This is a genomic window from Corynebacterium lizhenjunii (genome assembly GCF_011038655.2).
Classification (GTDB): Bacteria; Actinomycetota; Actinomycetes; order Mycobacteriales; family Mycobacteriaceae; genus Corynebacterium; species Corynebacterium lizhenjunii.
Genome location: NZ_CP064954.1, coordinates 346,782 through 362,273, shown reverse-complemented (window position 1 = coordinate 362,273; position 15,492 = coordinate 346,782). Strand labels below are relative to the sequence as shown.

General features: G+C 63.8%; 16 protein-coding genes and 4 tRNA genes. 4 read left to right on the top strand and 16 right to left on the bottom strand.

Going from position 1 to position 15,492, the window contains the following annotated elements:
* Window positions 1-6 precede the first annotated feature (6 nt).
* From G7Y31_RS01710 to G7Y31_RS01700, 3 genes are read left to right on the top strand one after another with little or no spacing between them, the layout of a single operon-like run.
* Complete coding sequence (locus tag G7Y31_RS01710) at window positions 7-1,713, top strand: carbon starvation CstA family protein (protein ID WP_165008823.1); 1,707 nt, start codon at window positions 7-9, stop codon at window positions 1,711-1,713.
* Window positions 1,703-1,972 (top strand): cory-CC-star protein, encoded by a 270-nt coding sequence (locus G7Y31_RS01705; RefSeq protein WP_165008957.1) that lies wholly within the window; start codon window positions 1,703-1,705, stop codon window positions 1,970-1,972. The genes G7Y31_RS01710 and G7Y31_RS01705 overlap by 11 nt, the downstream gene beginning before the upstream one ends.
* The gene (locus tag G7Y31_RS01700; RefSeq protein WP_165008825.1) at window positions 1,963-2,895 is read left to right on the top strand and encodes an ArsA family ATPase; all 933 of its coding nucleotides are present in this window, start codon (window positions 1,963-1,965) and stop codon (window positions 2,893-2,895) included. The genes G7Y31_RS01705 and G7Y31_RS01700 overlap by 10 nt, the downstream gene beginning before the upstream one ends.
* Here G7Y31_RS01700 and G7Y31_RS01695 read toward each other — a convergent pair.
* From G7Y31_RS01695 to G7Y31_RS01640, 12 genes are all read right to left on the bottom strand, one after another.
* The gene (locus G7Y31_RS01695; RefSeq protein WP_165008827.1) at window positions 2,886-3,314 is read right to left on the bottom strand and encodes an OsmC family protein; all 429 of its coding nucleotides are present in this window, start codon (window positions 3,312-3,314) and stop codon (window positions 2,886-2,888) included. The two genes, G7Y31_RS01700 and G7Y31_RS01695, sit on opposite strands and share 10 nt — an antisense overlap.
* A gap of 317 nt (window positions 3,315-3,631) precedes the next feature.
* Window positions 3,632-4,018: a 50S ribosomal protein L7/L12 gene (rplL, locus tag G7Y31_RS01690; RefSeq protein WP_165008829.1), complete on the bottom strand. Its 387-nt coding sequence runs from the start codon at window positions 4,016-4,018 to the stop codon at window positions 3,632-3,634.
* A 76-nt stretch (window positions 4,019-4,094) separates the two neighbouring features.
* Entirely contained in the window at window positions 4,095-4,616 is a 522-nt protein-coding gene (gene rplJ / locus G7Y31_RS01685; RefSeq protein WP_165008831.1) for a 50S ribosomal protein L10, read from the bottom strand.
* A 405-nt stretch (window positions 4,617-5,021) separates the two neighbouring features.
* The gene (gene rplA / locus G7Y31_RS01680; protein WP_165008833.1) at window positions 5,022-5,726 is read right to left on the bottom strand and encodes a 50S ribosomal protein L1; all 705 of its coding nucleotides are present in this window, start codon (window positions 5,724-5,726) and stop codon (window positions 5,022-5,024) included.
* 77 nt (window positions 5,727-5,803) lie between these two features.
* A complete protein-coding gene (gene rplK / locus G7Y31_RS01675; RefSeq protein WP_165008835.1) occupies window positions 5,804-6,256 on the bottom strand; it encodes a 50S ribosomal protein L11 in 453 nt (150 codons plus the stop codon).
* 272 nt (window positions 6,257-6,528) lie between these two features.
* Window positions 6,529-7,464 carry a transcription termination/antitermination protein NusG gene (gene nusG / locus G7Y31_RS01670; RefSeq protein ID WP_165008837.1) on the bottom strand — a complete coding sequence of 312 codons (936 nt, stop codon included), beginning with the start codon at window positions 7,462-7,464 and terminating at the stop codon, window positions 6,529-6,531.
* 108 nt (window positions 7,465-7,572) lie between these two features.
* Window positions 7,573-7,878, bottom strand: a complete 306-nt coding sequence (gene secE / locus G7Y31_RS01665) for a preprotein translocase subunit SecE (protein ID WP_165008839.1) — start codon at window positions 7,876-7,878, stop codon at window positions 7,573-7,575.
* A 183-nt stretch (window positions 7,879-8,061) separates the two neighbouring features.
* Window positions 8,062-8,137: transfer RNA gene (locus tag G7Y31_RS01660), tRNA-Trp, on the bottom strand.
* A 91-nt stretch (window positions 8,138-8,228) separates the two neighbouring features.
* Window positions 8,229-8,300: transfer RNA gene (locus G7Y31_RS01655), tRNA-Met, on the bottom strand.
* A gap of 32 nt (window positions 8,301-8,332) precedes the next feature.
* Window positions 8,333-8,408 (bottom strand) — tRNA-Thr (locus G7Y31_RS01650).
* Between the two features lie 469 nt (window positions 8,409-8,877).
* A tRNA-Tyr gene (locus G7Y31_RS01645) sits at window positions 8,878-8,959 on the bottom strand.
* Between the two features lie 130 nt (window positions 8,960-9,089).
* Complete coding sequence (locus G7Y31_RS01640) at window positions 9,090-10,085, bottom strand: polyprenyl synthetase family protein (protein WP_165008841.1); 996 nt, start codon at window positions 10,083-10,085, stop codon at window positions 9,090-9,092.
* Window positions 10,086-10,184: 99 nt separating this feature from the next.
* Here G7Y31_RS01640 and G7Y31_RS01635 point away from each other — a divergent pair, with 99 nt between their 5' ends.
* Window positions 10,185-11,432, top strand: coding sequence for a geranylgeranyl reductase family protein (locus G7Y31_RS01635; protein ID WP_165008843.1), 1,248 nt, complete (start codon window positions 10,185-10,187; stop codon window positions 11,430-11,432).
* Here G7Y31_RS01635 and G7Y31_RS01630 read toward each other — a convergent pair.
* The 4 genes from G7Y31_RS01630 to menD all read right to left on the bottom strand — a co-directional run bounded on the left by G7Y31_RS01630 (window position 11,429) and on the right by menD (window position 15,476).
* Window positions 11,429-12,148 carry a demethylmenaquinone methyltransferase gene (locus tag G7Y31_RS01630; protein ID WP_268896602.1) on the bottom strand — a complete coding sequence of 240 codons (720 nt, stop codon included), beginning with the start codon at window positions 12,146-12,148 and terminating at the stop codon, window positions 11,429-11,431. The genes G7Y31_RS01635 and G7Y31_RS01630 overlap by 4 nt on opposite strands.
* Before the next feature lie 67 nt (window positions 12,149-12,215).
* Entirely contained in the window at window positions 12,216-13,328 is a 1,113-nt protein-coding gene (locus tag G7Y31_RS01625) for a glycosyltransferase family 4 protein (RefSeq protein ID WP_165008845.1), read from the bottom strand.
* The gene (locus G7Y31_RS01620; protein WP_413227955.1) at window positions 13,313-13,765 is read right to left on the bottom strand and encodes a DUF3592 domain-containing protein; all 453 of its coding nucleotides are present in this window, start codon (window positions 13,763-13,765) and stop codon (window positions 13,313-13,315) included. The genes G7Y31_RS01625 and G7Y31_RS01620 overlap by 16 nt, the downstream gene beginning before the upstream one ends.
* Complete coding sequence (gene menD, locus G7Y31_RS01615) at window positions 13,755-15,476, bottom strand: 2-succinyl-5-enolpyruvyl-6-hydroxy-3-cyclohexene-1-carboxylic-acid synthase (RefSeq protein WP_165008848.1); 1,722 nt, start codon at window positions 15,474-15,476, stop codon at window positions 13,755-13,757. The genes G7Y31_RS01620 and menD overlap by 11 nt, the downstream gene beginning before the upstream one ends.
* Between the last annotated feature and the right edge of the window lie 16 nt (window positions 15,477-15,492).

Here is a 15,492-nt window from a genome sequence, read left to right as displayed (position 1 = left end):
AGCCTCATGAACTCTCTCGCGCTCGTGATCGTCGGCCTCGCGATGATGCTGACGGGCTACGCATTGTATTCGCGCTTCCTCGGCGCCAAAATCTACCGGCTTTCGGAGTCCTACCTGACCCCGGCCCACACCATGGAAGACGGCGTAGACTACGTCCCCACCAATAAGTACGTGCTGTGGGGCCACCACTTCACCTCCGTGGCGGGTGCCGCGCCCATTATCGGCCCGGCAGTGGCCGTGATTTGGGGCTGGGTGCCGGCGTTCCTGTGGGTCACGCTGGGCACGGTGTTCTTCGCCGGTATGCACGACCTGGGCGCGCTGTGGGCGTCGCAGCGCCACCGCGGACAGTCCATCGGCACGCTCTCCGGGCGCTACATTGGCGCGCGCGGGCGCAACCTGTTCCTGGTGGTTATCTTCCTGCTGCTGCTGATGGTCAACGCGGCCTTCGCGGTGGTGATTGCAAATCTGCTCATCTCCACGCCCACCGCAGTTATCCCCACCTGGGGCGCCATCGTGGTAGCAGTGCTGATTGGCCAAGCAATTTACCGCCTGAAGTGGAACCTGCCCATCGTCTCAGTGGTGGGCGTGACTGCCCTTTATGCGCTGATGATCATTGGCGACCGCGTCCCGCTGGCCCTGCCGGAGACTGTCCTGGGTATCCCGGACCGGGGCATCTGGATCATCATCCTGTTCGCCTACGCCTTTGCGGCCTCCATGCTGCCGGTGTGGGTGCTGTTGCAGCCGCGCGACTACATCAACGGCCTTCAGCTCTTTGTGGGTCTGCTGATTCTCTATGCTTCCTTCCTGATCACCCGGCCGGATGTCGCCGCCCCCGCTTTCAACGCGGACGTTCCCGACGGCACCCCGTCCATCTTCCCGCTGCTGTTTGTCACCATCGCCTGCGGAGCTATCTCTGGTTTCCACGGCATTGTGTCCTCCGGTACCTCCTCTAAGCAGCTGGACAAGGAAACTGACGCCCGCTTTGTCGGCTACTTCGGTTCCGTGGGCGAAGGCCTGCTGGCCCTGGGCACCATCGTTGCCACCACGTCCGGCTTCAAGACCCTGGCAAACTGGCAGGAAATCTACCACGAGTGGAACGCCGGCGGTGTGGGCGCGTTTGTTCAAGGCGGCGGCTCGCTGATCAACGAGGGCCTGGGCATCCCCACCTCCCTTTCCGCGACCATCCTGGCCACTATGGCGGTGCTCTTCGCCGCCACCACCATGGACTCCGGTGTACGCCTGCAGCGCCTGGTGGTCGAGGAGATGGCGGAGCTGCTGGGCTTCAAGCTCTCCGGCGTGGTGGCCACCATCATCGCCGTCGGTTGCGCTTTTGGCCTGACGTTCTCCACGGGCCTCGACGGTTCTGGCGGCATGCTGATCTGGCCGCTGTTCGGCACCACCAACCAGCTCATGGCCGGCCTGACCTTGTCTATCCTGGTGGTCATCCTCACCCACCTGCGCCGCCCCACGTGGCCGGTGCTAATCCCGCTGTGCGTCGTGACCGTGATGTCCCTGTGGGCGGCAGTGCTGCAGCTGCGTACCCTGTGGGCGGCACAGAACTGGCTGCTGCTGGTCATTGACGTCATTATCATCATCGCCGCCGTGTGGGTGATTGTGGAATCCTTCACCGCCATCGGCCGCGCCCGCCGCTCCCCGCAGGTCCAGTGGAGCGACAGCGACACCGATGCCCCCGCCCCAGTTCATGCTGGATAAGCTCGGCCTAATGGTCAAAGCCTTCGGGCGCGGCCTGGACGAGTACTACAAGGCTCCCTACCGCGCCACCTTCGCCCGGGCCCAACAGCAAGAAGACGACCTGTTTATGCTGCTGGTCTTCTCCGAAGCATTGGGCCTGGACAACCCCGCCACCTTCTACACCTTGGAGCTGCTGCCGCTCATCTACGAGGACGTCCACGCGTGGCACACGCGAATGGGCCTGGAGCGCTCCCCTCTGGACAACATCTCATGCTGCTAAACCCCACTCCCATCGTGTTCTTCGGCGGCAAGGGCGGCGTGGGCAAGACCACCCTGGCCAACGCTACCGCCTTCGCCCTGGCAGCCGCCGGGCGGGAGACCTTGCTGGTGTCTACAGATCCTGCCCACAATTTGGGTCACGTATGGGGCACTGAGCTTGCCGATGCCCCCACCCCCGTCCGCCCGCACCTGTCCCTGATGGAATTAGATCCCGCCCGAACCACAGAAGAGCACTTGGCGCGGGTGCGGCGCTCTATGGAAGACCTGATGCCCCGGCACCTGCGCGGGGAGGTGCACAAGCACATTGAGCTAGCTCGCCAGTCCCCAGGCACGCATGAGGCGGCGCTGCTGGAGCGGATGGCGCAGGTGCTGGGGGAACAGGCAAACTATGCGCACATCGTGTTTGACACCGCACCGTCGGGGCACACTGCGAGGTTGATGGCACTGCCGGAAATCATGGCTGCCTACACCGACGGCTTGCTAGCGCGGCGGGAAAAGGCAGACAAGTTTGGTGCTGCGCTGCGCGGCCTGTCCGGGCCGGACCCGGTAGAGGAACGCAACCGCAAAATTAGGGCCACGCTGCTGCAACGGCGGCGGCGCTTCGAGTTGCTGCGCAACGAGCTGAGCAACCCGCAGCGCACCACGTTTTACCTGGTAGCCACCGCAGAGCGCCTACCTGTGCTGGAGTCCGTCGAGTTTCACGGACAGTTAAGCGCCAGCGGCGTGCATGTGGGCGGGATTTTTCTTAACCGACGCGTCCCGGAGGGGGCGGACGCCTTTTTGAGCGGGCGGCGCGCCGCGGAGGAAGAGGCGATAGCTTTGCTGCGCGAGCGCCTGCCCGGGCTAGCGATGTGGAATGTGCCGTGGCTGCCCCACGATGCCGGCTCGCCGGAAGCTATCGCGGAAATCGCCGCTTATTTGTGATCGAAGGTGACCTCGGTGGGGTGCTCCACCGTGCGGGAAGCCGTGCAGTCCTTGTCGTGGCTAACTTCAATGAGCCGGCCCAGCATGCTCTGGGCTTGGCGGCCCTCCGGGGTATCTGGGAACTGGACGTCGAAGCTCACGCGCACAGCAGACAGGCGCGAGGCGCCGTCCTCATTGACGCGGTCGCCCTCCACGTGGACATTGAAGCGCTCCGGCTCGCTGCGGCGCGCAGTCACCACATCCACGTCCACCGCCGCACACCCCGCGACGCCAGCAAGCAGCAACTCCACGGGAGTAAGCAGCCCCTCCCCCTGTCCGTAGTCCACCTGCGCCCCGCTGGGCGAGGTCGCGCGGTAGTGCTTCAGGCCCACGCGTTCAACGTCGACGGCGTATTGCTTGACAATCTGTGCTGAATCCATCCCTACACTCTAACCGCGTCTTGAGCGGCCGCAACGGACCGCTGACCGTTAGGCCCAGAAAAGGGGGCACCATCCACTGACCCCCACCAACACATTCTGACCATTAGGCCACGCAACATGGGCATTGCGGATTGCCGGTGTCCGGTTAGAAGCAGTGTTGAATGCGGTGTTGAATGCGCAAGCATGGATTCAGGGCCGGAGGTGCGACGATGCAACCCTCACCTGGGTTGCCTAACAATTGTGGGCTGAAGTTGCACCCGTTGAAAACGGGAACAACCCCGGCCCGTATGGGGCGGGGTTGTGCCAGTTCAAGTAAATTACTTGAGCTCGACGGAAGCGCCAGCCTCTTCCAGCTTAGCCTTAGCAGCCTCAGCGTCGTCCTTGGAAGCACCCTCCAGGATAGCCTTCGGAGCACCCTCAACGAGCTCCTTAGCTTCCTTCAGGCCCAGGCCGGAGACGATCTCGCGGACAACCTTGATGACGCCGATCTTCTTAGCGCCAGCGTCGGTCAGCACGACGTCGAACTCGGTCTTCTCTTCCTCAGCAGCAGCGCCCGGAGCAGCAGCGCCCGGAGCAGCAACTGCAACCGGAGCAGCAGCCTCAACGTCGAAGACCTCTTCAAATTCCTTAACGAACTCGGAGAGCTCGATCAGGGTCATTTCCTTGAAAGCTTCAATGAGCTCGTCCTTGGTGAGCTTAGCCATGATTGGCATCCTTTCCTAGTGTGGGCCACGTAGCGCGACCCGGTGATGTGTTGTCTTGTGCGCCGAATGCGGCGACTTAAGCTTCGGCTTCCTTCTTCTCCTGCAGGGCCGCAGCGGTGCGGACCATCTTGGTTGCAGGAGCGTTGAACAGGGCCGCAGCCTTTGCCATAGAACCCTTCATAGCGCCAGCCAGCTTCGCGAGAGTGGTCTCGCGGTTGTCCAGCTCGGCGATGGCCTCAACCTGGGCAGCGGACAGAGCGTTGCCGTCCATGTAGCCGCCCTTGACGACGAATGCCTTGTTGTCATCAGCGAACTTCTTGATGACCTTGGCGGCATCCACAGCCTCGCCCTTGATGAACGCGAAAGCGGTCGGGCCAGTCAGCTGCTCGTCAAGACCCTCGATGCCAGCTTCAGCGGCAGCGATCTTGAAGAGGGTGTTCTTGGCGACGGAGTACTCAACATCGAAACCGAGGTTGTTACGCAGCTCCTGGAGCTGGGAAACAGTCAGGCCGCGGTACTCGGTCAGAACGATGGAATTAGCACCAGCGATCTTCTCCTTCAGTGCCGCGAGGTCTGCGGTGTTCTTCGGGTTTGCCATGGTAAGTCTTCGCCTCCTTTCGAAACATCTCTTGAGGTTTTCCGCCGGAGTCCTTCTACAAAAAGAACCCCGTGCAAGAGCACAGGGCGCAGTGGGTGATGAACAACCATCACAGCTTTTCGCAAAGTGTCTCCTGCGTGGGCCGCCCCTGGCGGGGACCTTCGATCCGGTGTGGATGACCTACGGTCTTCGGTGAACTTTGAATGCGGAAGCAATTCCGCTCAAACTTCGCTAGGAACTATACACACCCCTCGCCCGCCCCGCAAATCCCCGCCCCGACAGAACCAAGACCGGCCCTACACAGCAGCACAAAAGCCCAACACCCTGCCAAAAGACACCCCCCACAAAGAAACCCCCGGGCCCAGGCAGGAAAGCTGGGGCACCGGGGGCATCGGCAAGCTAGGCTTACTCAGCGTAACCCTTCACCACGGAAGGATCGACCGGGATGCCCGGGCCGGTGGTGGTGGTGATGGTAGCGCGCTTGACGTAGACACCCTTAGAAGAGGACGGCTTCAGGCGCAGGACCTCGTCGAAGAGAGCGCCGTAGTTCTCCGCCAGCTTCTCAGCGTCGAAGGAGGCCTTACCGATCAGGGCGTGCAGGTTAGCAGCCTTGTCCACGCGGAAGGAGATCTTGCCGCCCTTGACGTCAGACACAGCCTTGGTCACGTCCGGGGTGACGGTGCCGGTCTTCGGGTTCGGCATCAGACCACGCGGGCCCAGGACGCGGGCCACGCGTCCAACCTTAGCCATCTGGTCCGGGGTAGCGATGGCCACGTCGAAGTCAATCTTGCCGTCGTTGATAGCGGCGATGAGCTCCTCGGTGCCCACCACGTCGGCGCCAGCAGCCTTAGCCTCAGCTGCCTTGTCGCCCTCAGCGAAGACAGCCACGCGGACATCCTTACCAGTGCCGTGCGGCAGGGAAACGGTGCCGCGAACCAGCTGGTCAGCCTTGCGGGGGTCAACGCCCAGGCGGAAGACGACGTCCACGGTGGCGTCGAAGTTCTTGGAGGAGGTCTCCTTAGCCAGCTTGGCGGCCTCCAGCGGACGGTACAAGCGGGACTTGTCCACCTGCGCAGCTGCGGCCTTGAAAGCCTTGGACTTAGTGCTCATTTATACAATTCCTTTTCTTGGATTGGTGTGGTCTAGCACGGGCCGAAAGCTGGCCCTACCACGTGAAATTATGGGTTTTACTGCGGCATGTCTGCGGGTGCGCCGTCCACGGTGATGCCCATGGAACGTGCGGTACCAGCAATAATGCGGGCAGCGTTTTCGATGTCGCGAGCGTTGAGGTCCTCGAACTTGGTCTGGCCGATTTCCTTGCACTGCTCCCAGGTCACAGAGCCGACCTTGTTGGTGTGCGGCACGCCAGAGCCCTTCTGCAGGCCAGCGGCCTTGAGCAGCAGCTTAGCTGCCGGCGGGGTCTTCAGCTTGAAGTCGAAAGAGCGGTCCTCGTAGACGGTGATTTCCACCGGCACCACGTTGCCGCGCTGGGACTCAGTCGCTGCGTTGTAGGCCTTGCAGAACTCCATGATGTTCACACCGTGAGCACCCAGAGCCGGGCCCACCGGCGGAGCCGGGTTAGCAGCGCCTGCCTCGATCTGCAGCTTAATCAGGCCAGTGACCTTCTTCTTCGGAGCCATCGAATTACCTCAATTCCTGTGTTACCGGGCGCCCCGCCACGATGAATAACCGGGCCCCGTCCGGATGCCCGCCTTATACAGGCCACCGGGGATGAAACGTATCTGCTTGCACGCCCGCACGCCATGATGGCATGCAAAAAGCGCACGGCGTTCCATCTTAGTTCACCGTGCGCTGGCTACAAAATGCCCGTGCTGCGCTTGGCCGTGCCTTGCCTGCCCGTGCTGCGCTTGGCCGGGCCCTGCTTGGCCAAGCTTAGCTTGCCGATGCCCCGCTAGTTCACGCGCTCAATCTCGCTCGCGGTCAACTCCACCGGGGTCTCGCGGCCAAAGATGGACACCAGGCCTTGCATCTTGCCGGTCTCCGGGTCGATCTCAGAAATCGTAGCGGAGACAGACGCCAGCGGACCAGACAGGATGGTCACGGCCTCGCCCACCTGATAATCATGGGTAACCTTGGATGCGGCCTGCTGCTCCGGCATGGCGATAACCTGCTCGCCCTCTGCCTCGTTGGCCGCTGCCTCGCCTGCCTTGACCGGCGAGGACTGTGGCAACAGGAACTTTGCCACGTCGCGGTGCTTAACGGGGGTGGCATTGCCTTCGTTGCCCACAAACGAGGTCACGCCGGGGGTGTCGCGGACGACGGACCAGGCGGCATCGTTAAGCTCCATGCGGACCAGCACATAACCCGGCAGCAGCTTGCGCTTGACCAGCTTCTTCTTGCCGTCCTTGTTCTCCAGTACCTGCTCGATGGGCACCACCACGTCGAAGATGGAATCCTCCACCTCCAGGGTCTGGGCGCGCATATCCAGGTTGGTTTTGACCTTGTTTTCGTAGCCGGAGTAGCACTGGATGATGTACCACTGGCCGGGTTGCTTCTTCAGTTCACGGGTGAACTGGCGCAGGCGGGCCTTATACTCGCTGTCGGCTTCCTCCCCTTCCGGAGCGGCGACGGCCTCCACGGCCTGGGTCAACTCCGCCGATGCCCCCTCCGGAATCTCCGTGTTCAGGTCCGTGTTGATGGTCTCATTGGCCGGTGCCGGACTGTCTGCCGCTGCAGCAACGCCGGCGGCGGCGCGAGCTTCGGCGGCCTCGGCAGCAGCTGCGGACTCCGCCGTCTGGCTCTGCGCCTGCGCCAAGTCGTCCTCGAAGGAGGATACGTTCACTTCGTTGACGTCGAAGGGATCCGGCTGGGTGTTTTCTTCACTCATGTTTGCTCCTGGGGTGTGCCACGAAGCGGCGGGGCGCCGCTGGGTAATGAATAATCCCGCCGTCCGGGGCCGGACTAGCGGGATAACAAGATTATGGAACCACTCTACCTAAGGAGCGAGCACCGCTTCAACTCCCAGGCCGGTGAGCGTGTCTACGCTCCACACCAGCGCGGTCAGCACGATGAGGAAGGCGAAGGTCACCAGGGTGTACTGCACCATCTCCTTGCCGGTAGGCCAGACGACCTTCTTCATCTCGGAGACAACCTCGCCCGGGAAGGCGGCAACGCCGCCACCCGGCTTGTCCTCATCACGCGGCTCCGGGGCGCGCTTGGCCGTGTATGCGGCCGAGGAGGTGGTGGCCGTCCCCGCGAGCTGGCGCTTGCCAGTGGGGCGATGCTGCTGGTCCTCACTCACGGTGATTTCCTCCTGAAACAACTGGGTGTCGCCGTTGATGGCGACGCTTAACCTTGACTAGCCTAGCAAACGATGCGTGCCCGGGCGATTTAGCCATCGGCTCGAGCCCGGAAACCACCTGGACAACACGGGCGAAACAAAGAACCCGGCGGCTACCTTCTGCAAGGTGCTGCCGGGTTCAGCTGGCAGGGGCGACAGGACTCGAACCTGCAACCTACGGTTTTGGAGACCGTTGCGCTACCAATTGCGCCACGCCCCTAGGCGTTTTTACACCCTACCAGATACCTGGCAGGTTGGGACCGAGACAAAGCGTCTTCGCGGGCTATGCCCTGGCCCGAAGGCCTTCCCAGTAGCGATGGCGAGAATTGAACTCGCGACACAACGATTATGAGTCGTTTGCTCTACCACTGAGCTACACCGCCATGTCCACATCTAGGCTGCACCTAGACATGAATGGAGCCCCCTGACAGAATCGAACTGTCGACCTTTTCCTTACCATGGAAACGCTCTGCCGACTGAGCTAAGGGGGCGTATCCTCGCCGTTGAACTCAACTGTATTTCGTTGTGCTCTCCGTTGCGGACTTCAATAATTTAACCTGCTTGCCCACGCATGCACAAATCGCCAGGTCAACCCCGAAATTCCTCGCCCATTCTGCCGCAGATTTGCCCAGCCCCTTTCCCCACCTTCAGCTTGCCGATGCCCCACTCCAGCACCCAACCCCTCGACAACCCAGGGCGCGGTGCGCAGGGCGCAGCAGTGGCGCAGGACAGGTCGGGGCGCGGTGCGCAGTGACGCGGTGATGCGGTGATGCGGTGCGCGTTGATGCAGGGCGCGCTGACCCATTTTCGGCGCGGAAGGCCCCGGATCCTGCGAAAATTGCGGCCTTCCGCGCAGAAAATGCACCACATTAGCCCATTCGACCCCCAATAGGCGGGCGGGCCGCTGCTCGGCCCGACACAGCGAAACCCCGCAGCGCGATGCTGCGGGGTTTGTGGTTGTGCCAGGTAGAAGATTCGAACTTCTGAAGGCAATGCCGGCGGATTTACAGTCCGCTCCCTTTGGCCGCTCGGGCAACCTGGCGTGCACCTTGCGGTGCGGGAAGTTACTTTACTATACAGGGGCCACCGATGTGCAAATCTCCAGCTCAGAAATGCTTTCCACTTCGTGCATAAGAGGCCACTGCGCCACGCAGGACCGACTGCCGCGCCGTTTAGCCCACGCGGCGCACGGTGTACTCCGCCAAGTGGCGCAGGGCGGCCGTTGCGGCGTTTTGCGGCAACGTGTCCAGGGCGGACTCGACGGAGTCCAGATAGGACTGAACGGCGGCTAACGCTTGCGCACGCCCGGTGGAAGCGTGGAGGAGTTCCAGGGCGCGAGCCACGGCGGCATCGTCAGTCAAGGGGCCGGTAAGCAGGCCGCGCAGCTCGGCACCCACCGCAGAATCCTCCTGCAGGGCATAGAGTACAGGCAGGGTGAACACGCCTTCGCGCAGGTCAGTGCCGGGGGTCTTACCGGAGTCTTCGGAGGCAGAGAAGATGTCAATGATGTCATCGACAATCTGGAAAATCATGCCCACGTCGGCGCCAATCTTTTTCAGCGTCGCAGCGTGTTCTGCGCTGGCGCCGGAGTGGTAGGCCCCCAAATAGGCGGCGGAGGCGATCAGCACTGCGGTCTTTTCCCGAATAACGGCGGTGTAGTGCTCCACCGGGTTAGCCTCGCCTGCGCCAATGGTCTCACGCATCTGCCCGGTGACCAGTTCCTCAAAGGTCTCCGCAAAATGCTCCACCGTGTGAGTATCAAGCTGCGACATCAACCGGGAGGCGTGCGCCAGGAGGGCGTCGCCGGCCAAGATGGCCACGGAATTGGTCCAGCGCGAATTGGCAGACTCCACGCCCCGGCGCCGGTCAGCCTCATCCATCACGTCATCGTGATAGAGCGTGGCCACGTGTACCATTTCCACGGAGGTGGCTGCCTTAATCACCCGCGCTGAGCCGGGCTGCGTGCCGTACTCAGAGGCCAACAGCGCCATGATGGGGCGGAAACGTTTGCCACCGGCGGTGGTTAGATGCAATGCCTTTTCGCTAACAAAGCTCTCCCCGCGGTTGGTTTCGGCGCGCAGCATCTCCTCGACAGCGGCTACACCTTCGGCCACACGTGCAGTGAGCTGGGGATCCCCCAGATCCACGGTGTTGTCGCCGTTGCTCATGTTTTCCAAGGTCCTTTGTGGATCGTCAGACGTGCAGATATATCGCCTTCTAACCTAGTGCACGCGCGGGCTACAAACCTAGTTGAGTACCCTGTGAGCATGCCCCATGCCAATTCTGCTTCTGCCTTGCTTGCCGATGTCGCCGTCATTGGCGCCGGGCCCGCCGGTTCCGCCGCTGCTATTCATGCTGCCCGCGCGGGCTTTGACACGGTGTTAGTGGATGCCGCGAGTTTCCCGCGCGATAAGACGTGTGGTGATGGTCTAACTCCCCGCGCAATGGCCCAGTTGGACCGCCTGGGCATCACGGTGAACGCGAGGTACCGCAACCTGGGTTTGAAGTTGCATGGTTTCGGTGGTTCGGTTACCGCACCGTGGCCGCAGTCCTACCCGTGCACGGTGGGCACTGCCCTGCCGCGGGTGCAGTTTGATGCCCTGCTTGTCGATACCGCAACGTCCGCCGGTGCTTCCTTCCTCCAGGGCCATGCCACGGCGCCGCGCATTGAGCAAGGGCGGCTGCGTAGCTTCCACGTGGGTGAGCAGGAGGTGCGCGCGAAGTGGGTGATTGTCGCAGACGGGGTGCGCTCTACCTTTGGCAAGCAGCTGGGGCGGCAGTGGCACAAGGGCGAGGTCTATGGCATTGCGGCGCGCGCATACGCCACCTCCCCGCGCGCTGCTGAGCCGTGGATGCACTCCCATGTGGAGCTTAAAGACGACGCTGGTGTGCTCCAACCTGGTTATGGGTGGATCTTCCCACTGGGAGAGCAGCTAGGCCAGGTCAATATCGGCTTAGGTGCGCTATCCACGCAGGCACGTCCGGCGAAAATCAACACCAAGAAACTGCTGGAGACCTATGCCACGCAGCAGCGCGCCGAGTGGGGTTTGGGGGCGGTGGTAAAGGTGGCATCGGCAGCGTTGCCCATGGGCGGTGCGGTCTCCAGGGTGGCTGGGAAGAACTGGGTACTCATCGGGGACGCAGCGGCGTGCGTGAACCCGCTCAATGGGGAGGGCATCGACTATGGGTTAGAGACCGCCGCGCTGGCGGTGGAGCTGATCGGGTCCGCGCCCGGCGAGCTGGACACCGCGTGGCCACACACGCTGCGCGAGCATTATGGCCGGGCCTTTCTCCTGGCGCGTACCGCGGCCCGGTTGCTGACGTACCCGAAATTTCTGCCGGTGGCGGGGCCGGTGGCGCTGCGCGGGCCAGCCGGCAAGCTGCTCATGCCCGCGGCCGCCCGGCTGATGGGCAACCTGGTCACCGAGGAAGACCAGGATCTCCTGGCCCGCGCCTGGCGGCTAGCCGGTGCCGGGGTACACGCGGCCCGCCGCAATACCCCCTTGTGGTCCTAGGCTGCGCTCCCCGGCTTGACTGCCGAGTGCAGGGCCACGATTCCCAGGGTGAGGTTCTCCCAGGTGGCCCCCGCCCAGCCGGTGCGGTTGAGGGCCTGGGCAAGTTCGGCCTGGCCGGGCCACGCCCGAATGGAGTCCGCTAGGTAGACATAGGCTTCCGGGTTGGAGGAGACCGCGCGGGCAATCGGCGGCAACAAACGGGTCAGATACTCCTTATATATCCGGCCAAAGACCGGAATGATCGGGGTGGAAAACTCCGCGACTACCAGGCGCCCACCCGGCTTGGTCACCCGGGCCATCTCCCGCAGGCCCGCCTCGAAGTCGTGGAAGTTGCGTAGGCCGTAGGAGATGGTCACGGCATCAAAGGTGTTATCCGCAAAGGGCAGGCGCATGCCGTCGCCGGCGACTTTGGGCACGGCGCGGCCCTGCCCGGCAGCCAGCATGCCCCGGGAGAAATCGCAGGCCACGCACCAGGCCCCGGACTTGCTCAATTCCACAGTGGACACCGCGGTGCCGGCGGCAAGATCTAGCACCTTCTCCCCCGGCTGCAGCCCCAGCCGGTGGCGGGTGCGCTGGCGCCACCGCGCATCCTGCCCAAAAGACAGGATGGTGTTGGTCAGGTCGTACTTCTTGCCCACCGCGTCAAACATGCGCGCCACGTCCAGCGGCTGCTTGTCCAGGTCCGCTGCGGATGCAGAATAGTTCTTCTTAGCCACGCCTGCCTAGTGTAGGCCAACGGACCGACAAGATTTTCTGCCACCACCTGGTGGGAGCACAGGCACGCTAAACAAGGACCTGCCGGTAATAGCCCAACAGCTGCTCACACACCGCCTGCCAGGTCTTATCCGCGATGCTGGCCCGCGCATTGGCACACATGTGAGAGTGCACGCGCGGGGCCAGCACGCCAGACACGGCTGCGGGCAGGTCGCGGGCGAAGTTCTCTACGTCCAGCAGCTGGCCGTTGTAGCCGGGAGTGATGAGGTCTATGGGCCCACCCGCGCGCGGAGCGATGGCTGGCACACCGCAGGCTTGAGCCTCCTGGATGCTTTGGCAGAAGGTTTCAAACTCCCCGGGGTGGACGAAGACGTCCAGGCTGGCATAAGCCTGGGCCAGGGCGTGCCCGCCCAGGGCGCCGGTAAAGTGCGCATTTGGTAGCAACGACTGTAGTTCGCCCAAAAGCGGCCCCTCGCCGATAATCACCACTTGCAGGTCGTCTCGCCCCAGCAGTCCCGCAAGCCGGTGCAGGCCCTTTTCCGCGGCCAGGCGGCCCACAAACCCCACGATGCGCTTGGTGCCCGAGGGGTCCCACCGCGCGCGCAGCTGATGGCTGCGGTGGCGTGGGTGGAAACGCTGGGCGTCCACGCCGCGGCCCCAGTGGGCCACGTTGCCAATCCGGTGCCGTTGTAATTCGGCAATAGTCGCCGAGGAGGGCGCCAACGTCAACCGGCAGGAGTTATGCACCGCGCGCAGCCACCCCCACGCCGGTGCGGCAAGCCACGGTAGATGGTACTGGGTGGCAAAACCCGCCACGTCCGTTTGGTAGACAGCCACCGCCGGAATGCCGCGCCGCCGCGCCACCTGCGCCCCGGCCGCGCCCAGCACAAAAGGGCTGGCCAGGTGCACTACGTCTGGACAGAAGTCGGCTATCGAACTAGCGAGCACCCGGGTGGGCACCCCGACGGGCAGCGAATTGACCAGCGGCACCCGCACCGTAGGCACGCGATAGATGGGAAAGCCCAGGTAGTCTGCGATCTCCTCCTGGCCGGCGCGGGCCCCCGGAGCTACCACCATGGCCTGGTGCCCCGTGGCGTGGAGGTGCTCGAGTACCCGCAGCACCGAATTGCTCACGCCATTGACGTTGGGCAGGAAAGACTCAGCAACTATTGCGACGCGCATGGCTCCTCCCGCGCAGGCGCATGAGCCTGCCTGTGCCGCCGCAGCAACCACCATGCCCCTGCCGCGACCAGGGACGCCACCGCCCACACTGACAGCGCCGGAATTACCGCCAAGGTCCACTCCCGGCCCTCGACCTTGACCACGTCCGGGTTGGTGCGGTCATAACTGACCCACACCCGCTGGCCCTCGCCCAAGCCCGTGGGATAGAGCAGCCCGGTGGGCGGGGAATGGTATACCCCTTCATCATCGGGGAAGTCCACGGTGGTGCGCAGCAGCCCCACGTCGGTTACCGTGGCTAGGGCGCGCCCTGGGTTGGCGGCAATGGCGCGATCGTTGAGCACCGGACCCACCACCATCGCCGCTGAACCCAACACCGCCACGGCGTAGAGCAGCAAAATCAGCTGGTGTAGCCGCCGGTAGGGCACCCTAGCGGACACTGGTGCGCTCCCGCAGCTGCTGGTGCAGCTCGCGGCGGGTAGTCCGGGTCGTGCGGGCATCTACAACCACCATGCCCACCGAGTATTCCTTGAGCTCCGCGAGCACGTCCAACAACTCCTGGGCGCTTTCTACCCGGCGGTAGTCCACCCCAAACGCACCAACGAGCTGCTCTATGTCCACATCGTGCGGGGTGCCAAAACCGCGCTCAAAAGGCTCCCGCAGTCCGGGCGCGCCCACCTCTAGAGTTTCAAAAATCCCGCCGCCGTTGTCATTGGCCACCACCAAGGTCAGGTTCTCCGGCCGGGGGCTGTGCGGGCCAATAGCCAGCGCCGTCGCGTCGTGGATGAAGGTGACATCCCCCATGAGGGCTACGGTGCGGGGGGCACGGGGGGCATCGGCAAGCTCATGCTGGGTGGCCAAAGCCACGCCGATGGCTTGTGCAACGGTGCCATCAATGCCAGCGGCACCGCGCGGGGAATACACGGACACCCCGTCAAAGGGCAGGCCCACCAGGGAGGCGTCGCGCACCGGGTTAGAGGCGCCGAGCACCAGGGCATCCTCGACCGCCAGCGTGTCCGCCACCGCCGCGGCGGCGTGCAAACCGCTAAAGCCGAAGCGCGGATCCTCCAAGACCTCCCGAACGGCCTCGCCCGCCATCTGGGCAGCACCGGCGCAGACCTTCAGCCAGTCCTTGCTGGGCGCTCCCGTAGTGCGCACGGTGGTGCCCAGGCGGGCGTGCTGGCCGCGGGGATTTGTAAACTCCGGGGTGCGCGACAGGCAGATAAGGTCCACATCCGGGTCCGCCAGCAGCGCCAACACCTCGCGGTGCAGCGTGGGATGGCCCACCACAATCACCTGCTCCACGCGGGTATTGACCACGTAATTGTTTGCACTGACCTGGTCCTGGCGGAAGAAACTGGCCGCAGCCGGGTGCACGGGGTGATACGGTGCGGGCGCGGTGGGCTCAGCAATTGTGGGCACGTCCTCCAAGCCCGGCACTTCCCAGGCTTCATCGCCCGCCACCACCAGGGTGTTGCGGCTCAGGTCCACATCCACCGTCCCGTGGTCACTCCAGGCCGGGCCCGGCGCGCGCCGCAGCGTGCGCTCCGTGGGCACCGACGGCAGGTCGGCTGGCACCAGCGGGGCATCCAGCGCCACATTAACGTGGGCGGTGCGCTGGTGGCTCAGTAGCTTGCCGATGCCGCCGACCTCCCCCACCTGCGCCACCTGCAGCGTATCTGCAAACGTGCCAAAAATTCCCTGCTGCTGGATGGTCTGCGAGGCCCCAGTTCCCACTAGCCGGGCCGGGCGGTCAGCTGAGAGCACCAACAGCGGGGTATGGCTGTGGTGGGACTCCACCACAGCGGGCAGGGCATTGGCCACCGCGGTGCCGGAGGTCATTACCACCGCCACGTGGCGGCGCTGCACCCGTGCGATGCCCAATGCCAGGAAGGCCGCAGAGCGCTCATCCAAACGGGTGTGTACCCGCAAGTCTGCGCGCGCCAGCAACGCCAAGTTCAGCGGCGCGTTGCGCGATCCGGGGCAGATGACCACGTCCGTGCAGTGGCGGGCCACCTGCGCGGCCACGGCCTGGGCCAGCTCCAGTGCCTGCGTGGAATCTGCTGGGTTGGACTCTGCTGGGGTGGACTCTGCCGGGTTGGAATCTGCCGGGTTGGACTCTGCTGAGGTCGGTTCAGTCTGTGCAGCCATAGCTAATCAGCCTACT